The 20,785-nt window shown below is 58.9% G+C and carries 17 protein-coding genes and 1 riboswitch; of the genes, 13 read left to right on the top strand and 4 right to left on the bottom strand.

Going from position 1 to position 20,785, the window contains the following annotated elements; translation table 11 throughout:
• Positions 1 to 372 precede the first annotated feature (372 nt).
• Positions 373 to 642, bottom strand: a complete 270-nt coding sequence (locus Q7L05_RS04495; protein WP_303902584.1) for an RNA recognition motif domain-containing protein — start codon at positions 640 to 642, stop codon at positions 373 to 375.
• Between the two features lie 541 nt (positions 643 to 1,183).
• On the opposite strand from Q7L05_RS04495, the gene Q7L05_RS04490 reads away from it, so the two are divergent.
• A complete protein-coding gene (locus Q7L05_RS04490) occupies positions 1,184 to 1,780 on the top strand; it encodes an acetate uptake transporter (RefSeq protein WP_317623091.1) in 597 nt (198 codons plus the stop codon).
• Between the two features lie 163 nt (positions 1,781 to 1,943).
• The gene (locus tag Q7L05_RS04485; protein WP_303902578.1) at positions 1,944 to 3,494 is read left to right on the top strand and encodes a bifunctional GNAT family N-acetyltransferase/carbon-nitrogen hydrolase family protein; all 1,551 of its coding nucleotides are present in this window, start codon (positions 1,944 to 1,946) and stop codon (positions 3,492 to 3,494) included.
• A gap of 215 nt (positions 3,495 to 3,709) precedes the next feature.
• Here Q7L05_RS04485 and thiC read toward each other — a convergent pair whose 3' ends face one another.
• Positions 3,710 to 5,602, bottom strand: a complete 1,893-nt coding sequence (gene thiC, locus Q7L05_RS04480; protein ID WP_303902575.1) for a phosphomethylpyrimidine synthase ThiC — start codon at positions 5,600 to 5,602, stop codon at positions 3,710 to 3,712.
• Between the two features lie 58 nt (positions 5,603 to 5,660).
• A riboswitch (TPP riboswitch) is annotated at positions 5,661 to 5,759 on the bottom strand.
• A 190-nt stretch (positions 5,760 to 5,949) separates the two neighbouring features.
• Here thiC and Q7L05_RS04475 point away from each other — a divergent pair.
• The 6 genes from Q7L05_RS04475 to Q7L05_RS04450 all read left to right on the top strand — a co-directional run bounded on the left by Q7L05_RS04475 (position 5,950) and on the right by Q7L05_RS04450 (position 11,785).
• Complete coding sequence (locus tag Q7L05_RS04475; protein WP_303902572.1) at positions 5,950 to 6,612, top strand: protein-L-isoaspartate O-methyltransferase family protein; 663 nt, start codon at positions 5,950 to 5,952, stop codon at positions 6,610 to 6,612.
• 198 nt (positions 6,613 to 6,810) lie between these two features.
• A complete protein-coding gene (locus tag Q7L05_RS04470) occupies positions 6,811 to 8,136 on the top strand; it encodes a TolC family outer membrane protein (protein WP_303902569.1) in 1,326 nt (441 codons plus the stop codon).
• A gap of 19 nt (positions 8,137 to 8,155) precedes the next feature.
• Positions 8,156 to 8,731 (top strand): hydrolase, encoded by a 576-nt coding sequence (locus tag Q7L05_RS04465; protein WP_303902566.1) that lies wholly within the window; start codon positions 8,156 to 8,158, stop codon positions 8,729 to 8,731.
• 45 nt (positions 8,732 to 8,776) lie between these two features.
• A complete protein-coding gene (locus Q7L05_RS04460) occupies positions 8,777 to 9,301 on the top strand; it encodes a hemerythrin domain-containing protein (protein ID WP_303902563.1) in 525 nt (174 codons plus the stop codon).
• A 271-nt stretch (positions 9,302 to 9,572) separates the two neighbouring features.
• Positions 9,573 to 10,493 (top strand): LpxL/LpxP family Kdo(2)-lipid IV(A) lauroyl/palmitoleoyl acyltransferase, encoded by a 921-nt coding sequence (gene lpxL / locus Q7L05_RS04455; protein ID WP_303902559.1) that lies wholly within the window; start codon positions 9,573 to 9,575, stop codon positions 10,491 to 10,493.
• On the top strand, positions 10,490 to 11,785 hold the full coding sequence (locus tag Q7L05_RS04450; protein WP_303902556.1) for a 3-deoxy-D-manno-octulosonic acid transferase: 1,296 nt from the start codon (positions 10,490 to 10,492) through the stop codon (positions 11,783 to 11,785). The genes lpxL and Q7L05_RS04450 overlap by 4 nt, the downstream gene beginning before the upstream one ends.
• Before the next feature lie 72 nt (positions 11,786 to 11,857).
• On the opposite strand, the gene Q7L05_RS04445 is transcribed toward Q7L05_RS04450, so the two are convergent.
• The gene (locus Q7L05_RS04445) at positions 11,858 to 12,562 is read right to left on the bottom strand and encodes a 3-deoxy-D-manno-octulosonic acid kinase (protein WP_303902553.1); all 705 of its coding nucleotides are present in this window, start codon (positions 12,560 to 12,562) and stop codon (positions 11,858 to 11,860) included.
• Here Q7L05_RS04445 and Q7L05_RS04440 point away from each other — a divergent pair.
• The 3 genes from Q7L05_RS04440 (at position 12,561) to Q7L05_RS04430 (ending at position 17,223) form a co-directional block, all read left to right on the top strand.
• Entirely contained in the window at positions 12,561 to 13,652 is a 1,092-nt protein-coding gene (locus tag Q7L05_RS04440) for a glycosyltransferase family 9 protein (protein ID WP_303902550.1), read from the top strand. The genes Q7L05_RS04445 and Q7L05_RS04440 overlap by 2 nt on opposite strands.
• 504 nt (positions 13,653 to 14,156) lie before the next feature.
• Entirely contained in the window at positions 14,157 to 15,101 is a 945-nt protein-coding gene (locus tag Q7L05_RS04435; protein ID WP_303902547.1) for a UDP-glucuronic acid decarboxylase family protein, read from the top strand.
• 28 nt (positions 15,102 to 15,129) lie between these two features.
• Positions 15,130 to 17,223, top strand: a complete 2,094-nt coding sequence (locus Q7L05_RS04430; protein WP_303902544.1) for an LTA synthase family protein — start codon at positions 15,130 to 15,132, stop codon at positions 17,221 to 17,223.
• Between the two features lie 38 nt (positions 17,224 to 17,261).
• Here Q7L05_RS04430 and Q7L05_RS04425 read toward each other — a convergent pair whose 3' ends face one another.
• Positions 17,262 to 18,329, bottom strand: coding sequence for a glycosyltransferase family 4 protein (locus tag Q7L05_RS04425; protein WP_303902541.1), 1,068 nt, complete (start codon positions 18,327 to 18,329; stop codon positions 17,262 to 17,264).
• Positions 18,330 to 18,914: 585 nt separating this feature from the next.
• Here Q7L05_RS04425 and Q7L05_RS04420 point away from each other — a divergent pair.
• Both Q7L05_RS04420 and Q7L05_RS04415 read left to right on the top strand, forming a co-directional pair.
• A complete protein-coding gene (locus tag Q7L05_RS04420; protein ID WP_303902538.1) occupies positions 18,915 to 20,102 on the top strand; it encodes a glycosyltransferase family 4 protein in 1,188 nt (395 codons plus the stop codon).
• A gap of 1 nt (position 20,103) precedes the next feature.
• Positions 20,104 to 20,775, top strand: a complete 672-nt coding sequence (locus tag Q7L05_RS04415) for a class I SAM-dependent methyltransferase (protein ID WP_303902535.1) — start codon at positions 20,104 to 20,106, stop codon at positions 20,773 to 20,775.
• The last annotated feature ends 10 nt before the right edge of the window (positions 20,776 to 20,785 follow it).

Here is a 20,785-nt window from a genome sequence, read left to right as displayed (position 1 = left end):
TTTACGACAGAACCCGATAACGATGCTTGCCAAACCCGTTCGGAGCTGGCCGGATTCCACGATACCATTCGATTCTTTACGGCACCGGAAACCATCGACAAACAGAGAGAAGGTCTACCAATTTCGAGCCCTCTGTGCTCCCTGAAAGCAAAGAAGTCTCACATCGAGTGCAGCTGGATATTACCCCGGCTGGCCGGGGCGGGCTGGTGACGCGCGGTCGCGGCTGGCCGCTTCACTGAAAGGTAACGGGCTCGCACCACAAGCCGCTGGCAGGGCACCTACCTGGATGGGGGAAGGGCGATCAGATGCCGCCTTGGTGGCAGCCGGGTTTTTACGATGACTCTCATCGGGGATCCGGGCTTTTGGTGGCACTTAATGGCGCCGGCCTTTTTTACCCTTGGCCCACTTACGCTCTTCACTGACACGAAGCGAGTTGCCTTTATAAGACTTACCGTTCAGACCGTCGATTGCGGCACGCGCTTCATGCCCTTCCATATCGATCAGGGCGTGGCCGCGGCAGCGGCCGCTGAAGATGTCCCGGGACATGCGCAATCCGCGCACAGTTCCATATTCGGAAAAAAGCTCTCGGATATCATCCTCCGTCGTCTCGGGCGCGAGATTGGCGACAAAAAGAGTCTTCATAGGGTTCCTCCAGACAATTGGCAAGAGCGCCTCAGCCGGTTCGAAATACCGCCTGACGTGAGGACACCCACCATTTGAGATCGGGCGACGTCGAGCCGCCTAAGGCGGCGCACGGTAACACACCCGGCCCCGCGTTCCCACCGATTCGTCTCGCTGTCTCAGTTTCCAGGGCCTGTAGAATTGTGGTTCACAACTGCAGCAGCAAGTGTTTCTCTGTCGAACCGGAGGGGACAACCTTATCACCGCGAAAAATCGTCCTCCCGTGCCCCCGGGTGGACCCGGCCCGAATTTCATCAATGCGAAAGCTCTCCCTCATCCTTTCGGAGAAAAACGTTCTCCAGGCCGGGGGCTCCTCGGTTTTGTCAGGCCTTCATGCCACCGCTTTTGGCGTTCCCCTGCGTTGAATTTGTTCTTATTGAGCCGCCATCCCCCTTGCGCTAACGTTTCCTCAAAGCGGGTCCATTCGACGGGGAGGTTTGCCATGGAAGGTCTGGAACAGGGTGCGACGGGACCACAGCCGGGAACTGCCGGCTTCGGAGCCATGACCATCACCGATACTACCGCCAATCCGGCACCACTCGGACTCCTGGCTTTCGGCCTGACCACAGTACTCCTCAATATGCATAATGCAGGGTTCTTCGGGCTGGATGCCATGATCCTGAGCATGGGGATCTTCTACGGGGGACTGGCCCAGATCGTGGCGGGGATTATGGAATGGCGGAAAAACAATACCTTTGGCACCACGGCGTTCGTGTCCTACGGATTTTTCTGGCTCAGCCTGTCCGGGATTCTGATGTTTCCGAAGCTGGGTGTCAGCGAAGAGCCCAACGCCGCTGCGATGGCGTCTTATCTCTCCATGTGGGGCATATTCACCGCCGTCATGTTCATCGGCACACTCCGCCTGAACCGGGCGCTCCAGGCCGTTTTTGCCACCCTGACCATTCTCTTTTTCCTGTTGGCGATTGGTGATGCGCTGGAAAGCCCGTTGATTCAGACCATCGCGGGCTTCGAAGGGATGCTCTGTGGCGCACTAGCCATCTATACCGGACTCGCCCAGGTCCTCAATGAACTCTACGGCCACACCGTCGCACCGCTCGGACTGGTATCGTCTCGACCGAGAGAGCGGCTGGCCGGGTAAAGAGTGGACCGACAGTTGTAGCCCGGAGTCACAAAAAAACCGAACGGCTTATTTCGGTAGCGGTCTAATCTCATCGCCCGAATAGTTTCTTTGCGTCCTTTGTGCCTGGAAACGCCGGTCTCACAGACACTCTTCCCGAACCATCCGCAAGGAGCCCCAGGCGGTGATCGATACTCACGAAAGCGACGCTCCCGAACACTTGCTCAAACTGCGCAATACGCGCCCCGAAGACTATCCCGATATCAGAGCCATAATGGATCGGGTCTACGCCGACCTCGGCGGGGCCTGGAGCCGCGAGCAGTTCATGGCGCAATTGGCTCAGTTTCCCGAAGGCCAGATCTGCATCGAGGACAAGGGACGCGTGGTGGCCGCAGCGATCAGTGTCATCGTCGATTACAAGAAGTTCGGTGATCGGCACACCTACGAAAAGATCACCGGCGACGGCTATCTGACTACCCATGACCCCCACGGCGATACCCTCTACGGCGTCGATATCTTTGTGGATCCGGACTACCGGGGAATGCGCCTCGGACGTCGGCTGTACGATGCCCGCAAGGAGCTGTGCCGCAACCTGAATCTGCGCGCCATCGTCGCCGGCGGCCGCATTCCCGGGTACCGGAAGTACCGGGATGAGATGACCCCCGGAGAGTATGTTGCCAAGGTCAAGGCCCGCGAGATTTTCGATCCGATCCTTACCTTTCAGCTCTCCAACGACTTTCACGTCCGCAAGCTCATTCCCGGCTATATGCCGGAGGATCGCGCATCCGGCGCCTACGCGACGCTGCTGGAATGGATCAATATCGATTACGAAGAGGAGGAACACCTGATCGGCGGCCCGAGGAGCCGGGTGCGCATTGGTGCCGTACAGTGGCAGATGCGGCCGATGAAGACCCAGGATGCACTGTTCGAACAGATTGAGTATTTCGTCGATGCGGTTTCCGGCTATCAGACCGACTTCATCCTGTTTCCCGAGTTCTTCAACGGGCCGCTGCTGGCCCGCTTCAATCAGGACAACCCGGCCGAAGCCATTCGTCATCTGGCCGAATTCACCGATCCGATCCGGGAAGAGATGCAGCGGCTGGCGCTCGCATACAACGTCAACATCGTTGCCGGCAGCATGCCCGAATACGATGGCGAGACGCTGCGGAACGTCAGCTATCTGTGCCGTCGAGATGGCACCTGGGAGCGCCAGTACAAGTTGCACGTAACTCCTGACGAACGGGATCTGTGGGGTCTTCAGGGAGGGGACCAACTGGCCGTGTTCAACACCGACGTGGCGCGGGTCGGCATCCTGATCTGCTATGACGTGGAGTTTCCCGAACTGTCGCGGGTCATGGCCGACCAGCAGCTACAGATCCTTTTCGTCCCCTACTGGACCGATACCAAGCGTGCCTACCTGAGAGTACGCCGCTGCGCCCAGGCCCGTGCCATCGAGAACGAATGCTACGTGGTCCTCTCCGGGAGCGTCGGCAACCTGCCCCGGGTGGAGAATATGGACCTGCAGTACTCCCGGGCCGCTGTCTTCACGCCGGCGGACTTCTCGTTCCCGCACGATGCCATCGCCGACGAGGCGACACCCAACACGGAAATGACCCTGATCGCAGACCTCGACCTGGATGCGCTAAAAGAGCTGCATGAGCACGGCAGCGTGCGCAACCTGCGCGACCGGCGTGGGGACCTTTATCGGGTCGATTGGACGGAAAAGCGTGATTAAACCGCAGAGACGCAGAGGACCCAGAGAAGAAATCGTAGTATTCGCAGGATGGGGGGCGCTGCGAACCCCATCATTGCCAGATGGGGATGGGGTTCGCTCTGCCACTTACAAGAAGATCCGCCGAAGCCCTTCAGTCGACAAACGCCAAAGGCATAGAGAACAGAATACATGATCTGTTCTCTGCGACCTCCGCGCCTCTGCGGTGTTCATTCGGTTCAGGCCTTGCGATAGACCTCCGCTCCGGACTTCCGGAACTCCAGGGCCTTCTCCTCCAGGCCCTGCTGAATGGCCTCTTCCGAATCGAGGCCATGCTCGGCGGCATAGTCCCGAACGTCCTGGCTGATCTTCATGGAGCAGAAATTCGGCCCGCACATGGAGCAGAAGTGGGCCACCTTGTGGGCCTCCTTGGGCAGGGTTTCGTCGTGAAACTCCTTGGCCAGATCCGGGTCGAGGGCCAGTGCAAACTGGTCGTGCCAGCGGAATTCGAAGCGCGCCTTGGACATGGCGTTGTCCTGCAGCTGGGCGCCGGGAAAACCTTTGGCAAGGTCCGCCGCGTGGGCGGCGATGCGATAGGTGATGATTCCCTCGCGCACGTCCTCCTTGTTGGGAAGGCCCAGATGCTCTTTCGGGGTGACGTAGCAGAGCATGGCCGTGCCGTACCAGCCGATCTGGGCAGCGCCGATGCCGGAGGAGAAGTGGTCATAGCCGGGAGAGATATCGGTGACCAGCGGCCCCAGGGTATAGAACGGCGCCTCGAAGCACTCCTCCAGCTCCTTCTCCATGTTTTCCTTGATCATCTGCATCGGCACATGACCGGGACCTTCGATCATGACCTGGCAATCGTGCTGCCAGGCGATTCGGGTCAGCTCACCAAGGGTCTCCAGTTCCGCAAACTGGGCGCGATCATTGGCGTCGTACAGCGAGCCGGGACGCAGACCGTCTCCCAGTGAGAAGGCCACGTCGTAGGCCTTCATGATCTCGCAGATCTCCTCGAAGTGGGCGTAGAGGAAGCTTTCCTGGTGATGGGCCAGGCACCACTTGGCGAGGATGGAGCCGCCGCGGGAGACGATGCCGGTCATGCGCTCGGCAGTCATTGGCACATACTGCAGCCGCACACCGGCATGGATGGTGAAATAGTCGACCCCCTGCTCGGCCTGCTCGATCAGCGTATCCCGGAAGATCGCCCAAGTGAGGTCCTCCGCCTTGCCGTTGACCTTTTCCAGTGCCTGATAGATGGGCACGGTGCCGATGGGTACCGGGCTGTTACGCAGGATCCACTCGCGGGTTTCGTGGATATTCTTGCCCGTGGAGAGGTCCATGAGGGTATCGCCCCCCCAGCGGCAGGACCAGACCAGCTTCTCCACCTCTTCCTCGATGGAGGAGGTCACCGCGGAGTTGCCGATATTGGTGTTGATCTTGGTGCGGAAGTTGCGACCGATGATCATCGGCTCCAGTTCCGGGTGGTTGATATTGGCCGGGATAATCGCCCTTCCGGCCGCCACCTCGTCACGAACGAATTCAGGGGTGATCTCATCGGGAATATTGGCGCCGAAGGCCTGCCCCGGATGCTGGCGCAGGAGTTTTTCGTAAAGCGGATCCGCACGCATCTCCCGGAGTTTGCAATTCTCCCGGATGGCGATGAACTCCATTTCCGGGGTGATGATGCCCCGGCGCGCATAGTGCATCTGGGTGACGTTAACTCCAGCCCGGGCGCGGCGCGGCGAACGGATGTGCTCGAATCGCAGCTTCTTCAATTCGGCATCGTCCTGGCGCGCACGCCCATATTCCGAACTGGGCCCATCCAGCCGTTCCGTGTCGGCACGCTCCTCAATCCAGGCCTCACGCATACCCGGCAATCCCTTCATGAGGTCGATATCGGCGTCAGGATCGGTATAGGGGCCGGAGGTATCATAGATGAAAACCGGCGGATTCGTTTCCTCACCGCCACTGCTGGAGTGGGTCGAATCCTGCTCCACTTTTCGCATCCCCACCTTCAGATCAGGTCGAGAGCCGGTCACATAAATCTTTTCTGACCGGGGGAATGGACGGGTGACCTCTTCCGAGAGACGGGCGGTCTTTTTCAGGAATTCGTCGGGAATTGCGCTCATTAACGGGCCCTGGGTTGATGCGGTGATTGCGGCAGGGGGGGAAGAAGAGCGCAGAAGGGTGTTTTCTGCACCGCTTTCCTACGCCAGAGTTAACTGGATCAGGTTCGAAGGGTCTGTCTCAGCCCCGGTTTACCCCGGGACACCCCTAGCCGGTGTTTAACCAAAAGGTATATGAAGCTTACCCGTGTTTCAAGGTAAGCTATTACCTCACCGGACTCACCGCAGAGTCTACTCACCGAAGCGGGCTCTGTACCTCGCAGTGCGAACCCCGACGGACCACCTTGCCTGGCGGGCCCAAAGCGCTTACTCTTTGCCGAGTTTTATTAACGTAAACAGGTACATGCCCCATGGACAAACTGAATTTCGAGCGCGCCCGCCATAATATGGTCGAGCAACAGATTCGTACGTGGGACGTGTTTGACGAGCGCGTACTCGACCTCATGCTCGAGGTTCCCCGGGAGGACTTCGTCCCTCAGGCCCTCCGCTCTCTCGCCTTTAACGATATGGCAGTTCCCCTGGGACATGGCGAGGCGATGATGCAGCCCAAAGTGGAAGCGAGGATGCTTCAGGCCCTGAATGTCCATCCCGCCGACACCATCCTCGAGATCGGAACCGGAAGCGGGTACGTAACCGCCCTGTTGGCCAGGCTCGGCCAGCACGTGTTCAGCGTCGACCTTCACGCCGACTTCGTCGAGTCCGCCGGTACACGGTTCGCTTCCCACGGTATCGACGACGTAACGCTGGACACCGGAGACGCGGCCCGGGGCTGGGGCCGACGCGGCACGTTCGACATTATTGCCGTCACCGGCTCGCTGCCGGAGTTGACCGGGGATATCCGCAAAGATCTCAATATCGGTGGACGAATGTTTGCGGTGATCGGCCGCGAACCGGTCATGGAGGCCTGCCTGATCACTCGGCTCGGAAGAGACGACTGGCAGAAGGAGGCACTGTTCGAGACCGTGGTACCGCCGTTGGCCAATGCGCCCGAAAGCCACCATTTTGTTCTCTAGTGTGCTGTTTCCCGAACAGGTCGGCGTTGGGGTTTGGCTAGGTGACCTGTGCGGTCCCAAGCTACAATCGAAGGGGATCCCGACTCAGCAGAGTGTTGATTCAGGCCCAATTGAGCCTCATCCTATACGCCTTTACGGCGCCTTGTCGCCGCGCGCCTGTTTACTTTTGCCCGACAGGATTTCACAGCAGGTATCAAAATGAAGAAGCCCCTTCTCAAGGCCCTCTCCGTGCTCGGTCTGTTGGCAGCGGCCACACCGGCGCCAGGCACCGACCTGTGGCAGGTCTACCAGATCGCCACCGAAAGCGATCCGCAACTGGCTGCCGCCGCGGCGGGCTTCCAGGCAGCCAGGGAGGTCAGACCGCAGAGTCGCGCCGCGCTTCTGCCGCAGGTCAATGCAGGCGCCAACTTGTCACGCATCGACTCCGAAATCCTGGAGAGTAACGTCGGTGATACCGGTAGCACGGACTATAACTCCACCAGCTATTCGCTGACCCTCAGCCAGGCACTGTTCCGCTACGGCTCCTGGATTCAGTACCAGCAATCCGACAGCCTCATCCGGCAGGCCGAAGCCCAGTACGGAAGTGCCCAGCAGGGCCTTGCGCTTCGTGTCTCCCAGGCCTATTTCAATGTGTTGGCCGCCCGCGATGCCCTGGAGTTTGCCCGGGCAGAGCAGAGGGCGACCCAACAGCAGCTGCGCCAGACGGAGCAGCGCTTCGAGGTCGGGCTTTCGGCCATCACCGATGTGCACGAGGCCCGCGCCGGCTATGACGCAGCGGTGGCCCAGGAGATCGGCGCCCGGAATCAGCTGGACGTGGCGCAGGAGGCACTGCGGGAGATTACCGGCCTCTCCTTCGAGTCACTGGCACCCCTGCAGGATGACATTCCATTGGTGGCGCCCGAGCCCACCGACATCGATGCGTGGGTGGAAACTGCGACCGACCGCAACCTGGAACTCCTCGCCGCCGCCGCCGCAACCAAGGTGGCCGACCAGGAGATCCGCAACCAGCGGGCCGGATACTATCCGACCGTGGATCTCGAAGCGCAGCACAGTCGTTCCGACAACACCGATGCCCCGCTTTTCGGCAGAGATGAAGAGAGCAACACCATTAGCCTGCAGCTCTCGGTGCCACTCTATCAGGGTGGTTTCACTTCATCCCGGGTCCGCGAGGCACACGCACTCTACAACCAGGCACGCCAACAACTCGAACAGCAGCGCCGATCGACGATCAGCCAGACCCGTCAGGCCTACCTGAACGTGGTGGCGGGCATCAGTCAGGTAAGGGCGCGAGAACAGGCGGTCGAGTCGGCCCAAACGGCCCTTGAGGCCACCCAGGCCGGGTTCGAGGTAGGCACCCGAACGGCGGTGGACGTGCTCAATGGCCAGCGCGAACTGTTCCGCGCCAAACGCGACTACGCCCAGTCCCGCTACGACTACATCCTGTCGACCCTGAACCTGAAACAGGCGGCCGGCACCCTGATTCCCGAGGACATCAAGGCGATCAACGAGTGGCTGGCGCTGTAAACAAGGGAACCCTGTGCCGATGACCAGACCCGCCCTTCAGAATCGTCTTTGCGATTCCGCCGAGAGCCAGCTCGTGGTGGTGGACATCCAGACCCGCCTGGCCGGTGCGATGCAGGCCGAAGACCGGGTCCGGGTCATGCGCAATGCCGGGATACTGATACAGGCCGCGGGCCTTCTGGACGTCCCGCTGATTGCCAGCGAACAGTATCCACGGGGACTCGGCCCCACAGAGGAGGAGGTCGCCTGGCATTTTCCCAAGACACTCGAGGCCGTCGAGAAGACCTGCTTTGCCTGCAGCGGCGAGCCTGCCTTTTCGGAGGCCCTGAACCGCAACGGCAAACGACAGGTGATTCTTGCCGGAATGGAGGCTCATGTATGTGTGCTGCAGACCGCATTGGAGCTCCAGGCCGACGGCTATGCCGTGTTCGTAGTAGAGGATGCCGTCTGTTCACGAAACGAGTCGCACCGCCGCAATGCCCTGGAACGCCTCCGCCAGGCAGGGGTCGTAGTCACCAATGTCGAGTCGGTGCTGTTCGAATGGATTCGCGACGCCCGCCATGGACAGTTCAAGGCCGTCTCCGCGCTAGTCAGGTAACCGACCATCCTGTTTCCGATCTGAAAACTCCAGCAGACTAAAATCATGAGCGAATCCCCGTTCCCCTCCGCCGCCCCTGACTTCAATGATCCACTGGGTCTGTTGCGCGCTTGTCACGATCGCATTCTGAGTCACTGCGAAACCCTGGAGCGGCTGGTCGCCCGCCTCCGGGACAAAGGCGTCGATGCCGATGCCCGCAAGGCGGCCGGGAAAGTGCATCGCTATTTCAGCACCGCCGGCAAACATCACCACGAAGACGAAGAGAAGGATCTGTTTCCGCTCCTTTCCCAGGTTTCGCTCAAGCTCGCCGACTCGGTACACCGCATGAAGCAGGACCACGAGCGCATGGATGCGGCCTGGCAGCAACTGGCACCGGAACTCGAGCGGCTGGGCCGGTTGGACGATCTGGACCTCTTCGAGGTGCATGTCAACGAATTCAACAGCGCCTACCGTGACCATATCGCCGCGGAAAACGAGGATATTCTCGACATCGCCCAACACCTGCTCAGCACCGATCAGCTGAAGAGGCTCGGAAAAGCCATGGCATCCCGACGCGGGCAGCGTGTCTAGGAGCCTATCCGAGAATAGCCTGACCTATTGCGGCCAAGCCTGATTGGCCAGATTTCCCGCTCATTTTCGTTTAAATAGAACCACTATTCGCCTCAAATGACCGAAAAATCTGACTCAATCAGTCTTGCCCTCATGACGGTCGCTATTCTCGGACAGGCTCCTAGTGACGAGTTACGAGTTGCGAGGAGTAGCCGCACGGGTAACCGGCCAGCCATCTCGCTACCAGCCACTAGCTACTCGCTACTAATTACTCGCTGCCGGCCTGCCGCCAATGTCCGATAAAGACATCCACCCGATCCGCTTTCTCTCCCCCCGACACTGGCCGATGTGGCTGGCGCTGGGTTTTTTGCGCACCTGCGTGGCCCTGCCCTATCGCTGGCAAGTGAAGCTGGGGGCGGGACTCGGTGCGCTCCTCTATCGGCTCCTGCCTTCACGGCGGCGGATCGCCCGCACCAACCTTGAACTCGCCTTCCCGGAACTCGACGGGGCAGAAAGAGAGCGTCTCGTGCAACGGGTGTTTCGTTCCGGAGGGATATCGATTTTCGAGAGCGGACTCTCCTGGTGGGGGGACCGGAAGCGGCTCGAACCCCTCGGCCATATGGAGGGATTGGAGCATCTGGAGGCGGCGATGGCACGGGGCAACGGTGTCATTCTGTTGTCCGCCCATATCACCTGCCTGGAAATCGGCGGGCGACTACTCTCTTTTCATCAGCCGTTTCAGGTCATGTACAAACGGCAGCGGAACCCGCTCTTCGAGGCCGTATTGAAACGCTCGCGCGAGCGTCACTACCGACGGGCGATCCAGCGCCATGATGTGCGAGGCATGATTCGCGGCCTGAAAGAGCACCGGGCCTGCTGGTACGCGCCCGACCAGGATTTCGGTCGCAAGAACGCCGTGTTCGTACCATTTTTTGGCGTTCCGACGGCGACGGTTACCGCAACCTCGCGGTTTGCCGCCATCACCGGAGCGGCCGTCGTGCCCTTTTTCCCGTTTCGTCGCGAGGACGGCAGCGGTTACGATCTTACGCTTCTCCCCGCGCTGGACGACTTCCCATCCGGGGATGATCAGGCCGATACCGCCCGCATCAGTCAGCTCATCGAGCAGCAGGTGAGAAAAGCCCCCGACCAGTATCTGTGGCTACACCGCCGCTTTCGCACGATGCCGGAAGGCGAAAAGCGCGTCTATTCATGAAGGTCACGAAGGCCGAGCGTGGCGATTGGCTCCGATACCGGGTCCTGTTCACGGCGCTGATGCCACTGCTTGCCGCCTACACCGCATGGCAGGCCTTGCAGAACCGGGATGGCCGATATTGGCGCGAACGGTTTGGCCGTTATCGACCAGGAGAGCCGGCAGACGTCTGGCTGCATGCCGCCTCGGTGGGGGAAGTCCACGCCGCGGCACCGCTAGTCAAGCACCTATCTCTACAGTATCCAGACCAGCAGCTGCTGGTCACCACCGTGACGCCCAGCGGAGCAAGGGCGGTTCGCGACCGGCTACCGGCCTCGGTGAGACACGCTTATTTGCCGCTTGATCGCCCGCGGGCCGTGTCCGCCTTCCTGAGGCGCTTCCGGCCAAGATGCGGCCTGATCATGGAAACCGAATTATGGCCCTGCCTGTTCAAGGCATGCTCCGAGGCGGACATTCCGCTGGCCATCGTCAACGGTCGACTCTCGCTGCGTACCCTGGACGCTGCCGCCTGGTTCCGTCGCCTCTATGGACAGTGCCTCGCCCGGACGGCGTGCGTGCTCGCGCGCTCGGAAAGCGATCGTCTCAACTATATCCGGCTCGGAGCTCGCCCTGAGACGGCCCGGAACGTAGGCAATATCAAATTCGCAGCGCTTGAGCCCGATCGGCCGATCACGCCCATCGAACTCGGTCGCCCCTACGCTGTCGCGGCTTCCACCCGCGACGGAGAGGAAAAGGCGGTGGTCCGCGCCTGGCGAAACGCCGGCCGGGACGATCACCTGCTGGTAATCGTACCCCGCCATCCGAAACGGCTGGCCACCATCCTGCGCGACTTGAAAGGGTCGCGCCTGGCCGTGCGCAGCCGAGGCGAGAAGATCGGCGTGGACACGGAAATCTACATCGCCGACACCTTTGGGGAGCTGGAGCGCTTCATCGCGGGTGCCGTTCTGGTGTTCATGGGGGGCTCTCTGGTCCCCAAAGGCGGGCAGAACCTGCTCGAACCGGCAGCTCAGGGGAAGGCGGTGATCGTCGGGCCCCATATGGAAAATTTTCAGCCGGAAACCGCACTGCTGAAGGAACAGGAGGCGGTATGCCAAGTGGCGTCCGAGGGGGAACTCGCCGAGGCTTTCCGCCGGCTCCTGCAAGAACCGGCGATTCGCCAGCTCATGGGAGAGGCCGCGCGACGCACCGTGCAGGAGAGGCGCGATATCGCCGAGCGCTACCTGAACGAACTGGAAGCGTGTCTGCCCGAGGTATTCCGGAGGCAGGACAGCCCATACTTTGAAAGAGCGACGTAAGTAGGTGTTTATACTCTTCCTAAGCTCCCTGCCTCTGCAGTGAAAGGCCTTTCGCCCAGGCCCACCCACGGTTCAGCGATAGCCGACCAGCAGGTGCTCCCAGTCGCATTCGCTGTAGGTGAAGCGCACATCAAGGTTCGAGAGCTTACGTAGCGAGCGTTGCAGACGCTCCAGGTTGCCCTGCTGCCATCCCCCGGATGGACGGAACCGCCCCCTGTCGAAGTCAACCAGAAAGACCTCGCCGCTCTCCCCCACCAAAATATTATTCGCATTGAGGTCGGCATGGTAAACGCCCGCGTCGTGAAACCTGCGGATACAGAGACCCACGGCCCTCCATGTCTCGGGGGATACCTCCTCATGACGCAGAAGCTGGCCGAGCGAGCACCCCGGAATGCGGGCAGTGACGATATCCGCCCGGTAGCAGAGGCCTCCGCGAACCACCCGGACGGCAACAGGGCGCGGCGCGGGCAGGGCGCGACGGTGCAGCGTCACCAGCAGGTGCCATTCGCGCCATGCGCGGGTTCGTCCCAGACCGAACCAGAAATAGCAATCGTGGGAGATTTTGGCCGGCGCCCCACCCCGACGGTAGTGCCGCAACACATACTCTCCGCCGTCGCCGCGGACAAACATCGCCGCACCGCGGCCCTGGGCGGTGCCAATCAGATCGTTGCGCCGTTGCCACACCTCCGGCTCAAAGAACGCCCCATCTACTTGGTCAGGAGTATCGGCATCGTATAGGATGTGCTCTTTTCCGTTCCTGAGATATTTTAGGTTCATGAACAAGCTGCCGTTTAACTCGCCGCCGGAGCGGCTCTGTTTGCTCCGCCTCTCGGCAGTCGGGGATGTCAGTCACGTCCTGCCCGTGGTCCGTACGCTTCAGGCACACTGGCCCGAAACGCAGATAACCTGGATCATCGGCAAGGCCGAACACTCCCTGGTGGAGGACATCGAAGGGATCGAATTTATCACCTTTGACAAGGCGAAGCGATGGAGCGCCTTCGCCGAAATCAGGCGGCAGCTGGCCGATCGGCACTTCGATGTCCTGCTGCACATGCAAATGTCCCTGCGCGCGAGCCTGATCAGCCTGCTGGTCAACGCCGATATTCGGCTCGGTTTCGACCGCAAACGGGCCAGGGATTTCCAGTGGCTTTTCACCAACCACCGTATTCCTTATCGGCCCCGGCAGCACGTCATCGAAAGCTTCTTCGGATTCAGCGAAGCACTCGGGATCAATGATCGGATGATGCGCTGGGATATTCCCGTGCCGGAATACGCCCGCACCTGTTCCCGGCAAGCGATCCCTGAACAGCCGACCCTCGTGGTCAGCCCCTGTTCCAGCCAGGCATACCGCAACTGGACGGCGGAAGGCTATGCCACGGTGGCCGACCATGCAGTAGAGCATCACGGCATGCGGGTCGTCATCACCGGCGGGCTGAGCACGATTGAAAATCAATACGGTGACGAGATCGTCACCCTCATGCGCCACGAATCTCTCAATCTGGTTGGGCGGACCGACTTGAAACAGCTGTTCGCCATTCTCCAAAGGGCTACCCTGGTGTTGGCCCCCGACAGCGGACCGGCCCATCTGGCCAACGCCGCCGGGACGCCGGTCATCGGCCTCTACGCGACCACCAACCCGGAACGGGCCGGCCCCTACGGGAGCCTCGACCTGGTCGTCAGCCGGTATGCCGAAGCGGTTCAAGAGCGCTACGGAAAACCACCGGAGCAAGTTCGCTGGGGTGCCCGCGTACGTACCGAGGGGACCATGGAGCGCATTACCCCGCAAGAGGTTATCGAAACCCTGGATCAGGCAATGACCCGCCCCACAGGAAATACCACAGTGTCTGAGTCGCCTTTTTCACCTTGACCTTGATTCCAGCTGCTGATCCTGATGTCTTTGTGCATTGCCATTGGCGGTGAGGTGATTTCCTTCACGCCATGCAGTAACACCAAACATCTCCCGTTTCCAGTGAGACAGCCGGAGCAGATACCCTATATAATTCTCGCTCGGAGAATCACTTGAAAACTCATGTAGCGTGCGAGGAGGAAGCCAACACCAGGGTCTGCTCTGTCAGCAAGATTCCACACGCATGCATGATGAACGACTCACAAGGTTCGAGCTACAAGAGAGCTTGGATTCGTACCGCCAACTCGGTGCTCCACGCGAAAGCAGCGAAGTAGGAGATGCGGTATCAGGGTGGAGCCTGTCCGAGAATAGACCGACCTACTCGGCTCTGGCATCCTGCTTCGCTCTAGCTCCTCCATCCATGGAGTCGTGCGGCCAAGCCTTCGTGACGGTCGCTAGTCTCGGACAGGCTCCCGGCAAGATTAAACAACGCTTCGAACTTTCTCAGAAAATTGGACTCGCTCAATGCACACCAGAAAAAGAGTACTAATCACCGGGGGGGCCGGATTTCTCGGTTCGCATCTTTGCGAGAGACTGTTGGCGGACGGCCACGATGTTCTCTGCCTGGATAATTTCTTTACCGGCAGTAAGGACAACATCCTGCATTTGCTGCCGAACCCGCATTTCGAACTTCTGCGCCATGACGTCACCTTTCCGCTGTACGTCGAAATCGACGAGATCTACAACCTGGCCTGTCCCGCATCACCGATTCACTATCAACACGACCCGGTTCAAACCACGAAGACCAGTGTTCACGGCGCCATCAACATGCTCGGCCTTGCAAAGCGCACCAGCGCCAAAATCATGCAAGCCTCTACATCAGAGGTTTACGGCGATCCGGAGATACACCCGCAGCCCGAAAACTACTGGGGCCATGTCAACCCGATCGGCCGTCGCTCCTGCTATGACGAAGGCAAGCGTTGCGCCGAAACCCTGTTTTTCGACTACTACCGTCAGCACAGCCTCAAGATCAAGGTTGCGCGAATATTCAACACCTATGGACCGCGCATGCATCCCAACGATGGCCGTGTGGTTTCCAATTTCATCGTGCAGGCGCTGAAAAACGAGCCTATCACCATCTATGGAGAGGGCCTGCAAACACGATCATTCTGTTATGTGGACGACATGGTGGAAGGATTCGTACGGCTGATGGAGTCACCGGATGATTTCACCGGTCCCGCCAATCTCGGCAATCCCGGCGAATTCACGATTTCCGAGCTGGCCGAAAAGGTCCTCGATATGACCGGTTCCAAATCCGAAATCGTCTACAAACCCCTCCCCTTCGATGACCCCAGGCAGCGAAAGCCCGTCATCGACCTGGCCCGTGAAAAGCTGGGCTGGGAGCCGAAAGTAAAGCTGGCCGAAGGACTGGAGCAAACCATTGGCTATTTCAAGGAGATGCTGGGTTGATCAGTGCTCGTCGATAAGGGGAAAACGCATGAGTAGTGTGTCTGAAAACGCCTGCACAGGGACGGGGCAAATCAGCTGGAGCGCTGTTTCGGAGAGTGCCGCCCGCGAAGGAGAAGCATCAGCGCGGCGGGGAACCGGTGCGCTGTTGCACCAGTGGGGGAAGGATCTCCAACTATTCGTATTCGTTTTCGCCATCCTCCAGCTCTACCGACCGGTGCTGATAGGGGCCTTCAGTGCACGCATCGGCGACAAGGGATTCGGCGATCTGCTCCTGGTGCAGGGCATGGGATTGCGTTTCGACATCAGCACAGCGGCCAGCTGGGCGGCGCTCACCTTCCTGGCTTCACTTACAATCCTCATCCTGCCGACAGGCAAGCTCCTGCATCGCCTGCGTCTCTATGTGGGCTACGGCTACGTAGTACTCGCCTTACCCCTGCTGGCCGCTAATCTGGTCTTTTTCCACGAGTACAGCGACCAGTTCAATCACCACATCTTCGGGATGCTCCATGACGATGCCATGGCAATTCTCACCACGGTTTGGAAGGAGTATCACCCGCTGCTGTTCCTGATCGCGACGGCGCCGATCATGGTTCTGAGCCTCTGGTTAGTGCGCCGCTGGCTACTCTGGAATCCCCGCTTTGTCTTCGCCCTGGCCGCGGTGCGCGGAGGGCTTGCCCGCGCAGGACTGGCGCTGGTGCTATTTTTCCTGTTCGTCGTTTTCATGAGAGGCGGAACCCTCTGGGGCCAACCAATCCGGTTGAAGCATGCCCATGTGGTGAACGATCTGATGCTCAACCGCATGGTAGTCAATCCCTTGTCGGCACTCCGCTATACCCTGGATTCGAAACTGGCGCTTGAGCGCTCGGGCAATCTGGATTCCCTATGGCCGAGCCGGGATCTGCATGCGGCGCTGGCCGCGGTGCGTGACGTTCACGGAGAAACCGGACCGGTACCCCGCGACATCGATGAAGGATTGCGAATGCAGGCGGCGGGCGCAGCGACCAGACCGCGTCACATCTTTTTGGTACTCATGGAGAGCCACGACGGCTGGACAGTAATGCCCGAGTACCGCTGGACCGGATTCGCTCCACAGCTTAGCGATTTGGCGGAGCGAGGGATCTACTTCGCCAACTTCCTGCCGACTTATACCACCGGTACGATTGGCGCTCTCAACGTAATGATGACAGGCCTACCCGACACGGGCCTGAACGTGAATTATGAACCGGGCACCCAAAAACCGCTCCCCTCGTCCACCGCAGAGACCTTTCGGCGCATGGGGTATCGCACCCGTTTCTACTACGGCGGCTACCTGAGCTGGCAGCGGGTCGATTCCTTTGCGCTTGCCCAGGGCTTCGACGAAGTATGGGGCGGCGGCAGCATGAGAGCGGGTGCCTCCACCAACGAGTGGGGGGTGAATGACAAACACCTGTTCGATTTCGTCCTTGAATCCATGGACGACAACCAGCCCAGTTTCAACCTGATCCTGACCACCACCAACCATCCCCCATTCGATCTGGACCTCGAACGGCTGGGCTATCCGATAAAGGAGCTACCCGAGCCGCTCGTCGAAACCAAACGAACCACAATGCGGGAACTCGGGCATCTCTGGTATGCGGATCAACAACTGGGACACTTTGTAGCCGAAGCGGAGCGGCAGTTTGGGGATTCGCTCTTCGCCATCACCGGCGATCACACTCGTCGCCTGGAGATCCGGTTTCCCGGCGACAGCGTGGTGGAGCAAGATGCCGTCCCATTCGTACTCTATGGGCCGGAAGTGCTGGGAGAACGCAGGGAAACGCCGGCGACCGCCGGCAGCCACCTTGACGTCCCGGCCACCCTGTTCGAACTGGCGGCTCCAGCCGGGTTCACCTATTACAGCTTCGGGCGCGATCTGCTCAGTAAACCCTCGCCCAGCTACGGCCTGGGACCCAGCTTCATCATCGGCGAGAACTTTTTGGCCACCAATGCGGGTCCCACCAACACTTGGGCCTTGCCGGGCTGCGAACCCCCGGCAGTACTCGATGACTTGGCGGAAATACGAGAATACAACAATGCCTTAAAGGCGTTGGGTTGGTATCGGGTGCGCAAAGGGAGCCAGCTTCCTGAAGCAGCGACTGAATAGGTATCCTTCTGTGTCAGGGTGGTTATCCGTCACCACCTCTATCGGGTCTGTAAATCAGCAACTTGGCGATGGTGTGGTTCAATGAATTCATGCCAGGCGGCAATTACTCGGGTGGTGCGAAACTGTGGTCGCGCACTGACCCGGGGCCGACCACCATCGCGCCATTCGGCAAGCTTTGCAATCACCGCGGAGACATCATGGCCGTCGACCAGTTGCTCATGCCCACCCAATACCTCCCGGGCGGCGCCGAAATCGTGCGCCAACACCGGGGTGCCGACTGCGTTGGCCTCGGCGTAGATGAGCCCGAAGGTCTCGGGATGGATGGTCTGTGGGTAAAAAACGCAAAGCGACTGGCGCACCAGCTTCAACACCTCCGCCTGGGGCAGGCGTCCGACCAGTTCCACACCCGGAGAAAGGTCCTTGGCAAGATTCACCCTCAGCCCTTCCGGTCTATTGCCGGCCACCAGCAGTTTCATTAAAGGAAAGCGTTCGCGAACCCGGGCGAATGTTCTCAGAACCTCACGCAGTCCTTTGTTCGCGGTACTGAAAAAGATCAGCTGGTCCGGATTGACCGGCATCGAATCCGGGTTTAACTCATCATTGATGGGGTTGTAGATCCGCTGGATCGGCACCAGGCCCGGGGCCCCCGCGATTTTTCCAAGCAGTCGGGCAGGAAGGCCGTTGATGATACGATCCGCGGCCGCCAAATGTGCGTCGGAGACGGCAATCACACCACAGCCATTGCGCGCAAGCCAATAGCGTTTCAATACATTCTCCGCGCGTTGCCAATTGTGAATCCAGCAGTAAATCGCTGCTTGGGGATATCGCTCCCGGTAAACGGGCGTCAGCCGATGTTTGCGTACCACCACGACCACATCCGGATCTTCGGTGCCGAAGGGCTTTTCATCCATGGACACATAACGCAAACCCGCATGCGCCGAGTAGGGCTCTTTGCGTCCAAGCTGCGCCACCACCACATCGTGCTTCCGGGACACACCTTCAGCGACACGCACCAGGGAGGCCTCGGTACCCCCGATGCCGACCGACTCCATAAGCTGGAAATCGTAAGGAGTGGTGGACTTTGGATCGACAAAAAGGATTCTCATGCTGTGCGATGGTTTGCTTAGGTTTTTGGTCTGAGCTTTGGTGCTTCCCTGAGAGCACGCCCCCAGAGCGTGAATCAGATCTTCGCAGTGGCTGCTAAAAAATAGCCCCCTGTCTCGAAGGGACTACCCGGCCCTCCTGAATACGGGTCAGGAACCGGGCTCATCGTTGGGGCAGCTCCAAAGCTACTTGATAATGGACTTGCTCGCCGGATCGTAGCCCTTTAGGATCCACCTAACCTATAGTGTAGTCGTCCACGGAGCTCCGATAGATTTAACTCGTCGCACTCGGCTCCTGCGTGTTTCACGGGCCCAAAAAGGTAAAACATAGAGGATAAGAGTGCGACAGGCTCCTGAATCAGGATTCTGGCCCACTTCCGGCATGCTCCGCTCTCGTGGTGACGACCCCTGTGTCCCAGTAGTTGTGTTCGCTTTTCGGGCGACACGCTTATTACAAAATCCCGCCAAACGAGGCAAAATATCACTCCGGCTTAGTGGAACATCTTGTTGGAAATGTGGCGCCTGTATTAGTCAGCTGCAACCATAATCTATAGACTCCGAAGCAACTGTCCGCGGACACTCCTGTTATTGAAGATTTCCAACGGGTTTATGCAGAAAAAACTCAAGTTCGTGGTCGCCTGCGAGGTAATCGATAATGTGCGGCTGATGAAACCGCACGGAATGGTTCCCTATACCATGGGCAAACACTTTGGTTACAAAGCTGAGGTAGTTACCTATCGCAATGGGGAGTATCCCTATGCAAAGAGGGAGTTGGGCGGAGCATTGAGGCTGCGCTTCCTGCCTTCCTTATGGTCAAAGAAAGCCAAATTGCCATTTTGGTGGTATATCGCCCGCAACGCTCGTTCAATCGATGTCCTGATGGTTTACAACGTAAAGAAGCGCCCCATTTACAACGGACTTCTCTATAAACTATTCAATCCTCGTGGATTCCTCTATGCAAAGGCGGACACCTCGAGCCCACGCTTCGGGTTCTATGTCGATAATGCCTTCTTTGTATACCGCTGGTGGATGCGTCTGCTCGGAAAGTTGTTCTTGAAACATTGCGATGCGGTATCGGTGGAGTCGCGACCGGTATTTGATAGTGTCACCCAGGTCGATCGTGACAAACTCATGTTGATGCCATGCGGTTTTGATCCCGATATCGTTGCCCGACTCGGCGTGCATCGACGCGCCTTTCCAGATAAAGAAAACATCGTACTTCATGTGGCAAGGATGGGTATCCCGCAGAAGAACTCAGAGCACTTGCTGAGTACTATCGCCGCAATGGTGATCCCCGAGGGCTGGCAGTTTGTTTTCATCGGCTCACAGACTCCGGAATTCCAAAACGCAATTGCCGAATTTCGTCAGCTAAACCCGGAAAAGGCCAGGAAAGTGACGTTTCTGGAACATATTGCCGATAAGGCCCTGCTTTACCAATGGTACAGCCGATCGAAAATCTTTTGCCTCCCTTCACGCCGCGAGACGTTCGGCAATGTACTGGTGGAGGCGCAGTACTTTGGAAACGTAATCGCGGGTAGTGAACACCTGCCATCCGTACAAGATCTGACCAATGATGGGCGTACCGGGATCACTTTTCCAGCTGATGACCCTGCTATTACGGCCCGGGCATTGACCCAACTGATGGCGAATCCGGAACAACTCAAGGCGATGTCGGAGCAAGCGCGCGAATATGCCGACATGCACCTCGTCTGGCAGGCCGTCATGCTACCGCTGCACGAAAAAATTCAGGCCCATTACCAACCGAAAGGAAGTTAAAGTGACCAAAGTTGTCGAAGCATTGAACAAGACCGGCACCGTGCTGCGGTATCTTGTCACCAATCCTGAGATAGTCAGGCGAATGCTTTCGCACTTATATAAAGGCTTCTTTGTAGAATCGGGCTGGATCAATGCCTTCCTTGAAGGCCGTCCGGTGGATCGAGAGAACAACCCGCTGCCCTGGTTCACCTATCCCGCCATCGACTTCCTTGACGAGCGCCTGAACCTTGACATGAGCGTCTTCGAGTACGGAGGCGGCAATTCGACCCTCTACTTCGCCAGTCGGGTAAAGAAGGTCACCACTGTTGAACATCACGCCGAGTGGTTTCGACACCTCAAAACCTCTGCACCTGATAATGCAGAGATTATCTTCTGTGAACTGGAGTATGGCGGGAAATATCAGAAGATGGCCCCAACCCGACAGGAGCGCTTCGATGTCGTAGTAGTAGATGGCCGAGATCGGGTCAACTGTGCGCATGCGGCAATCGAAGCCTTGTCTGAGCGTGGTGTCATTGTCTTCGATGACTTCGAAAGAGAACGCTACCAGGCGGCGGCTGACAATCTGGCAGAAAACGGTTTTCGCCAGCTAAATTTTTGGGGCTTTAAGCCCGGGTTCTTCGAGCGAAAAAATACAGCGGTATTCTATCGCACCAAGAACGTGTTCCGACTTTGACACCCTCCCC

This window comes from Thiohalomonas denitrificans (assembly GCF_016841685.1).
Taxonomy (GTDB): Bacteria; Pseudomonadota; Gammaproteobacteria; order Thiohalomonadales; family Thiohalomonadaceae; genus Thiohalomonas; species Thiohalomonas denitrificans_A.
This window is presented reverse-complemented; position numbering and strand designations above follow the sequence as displayed.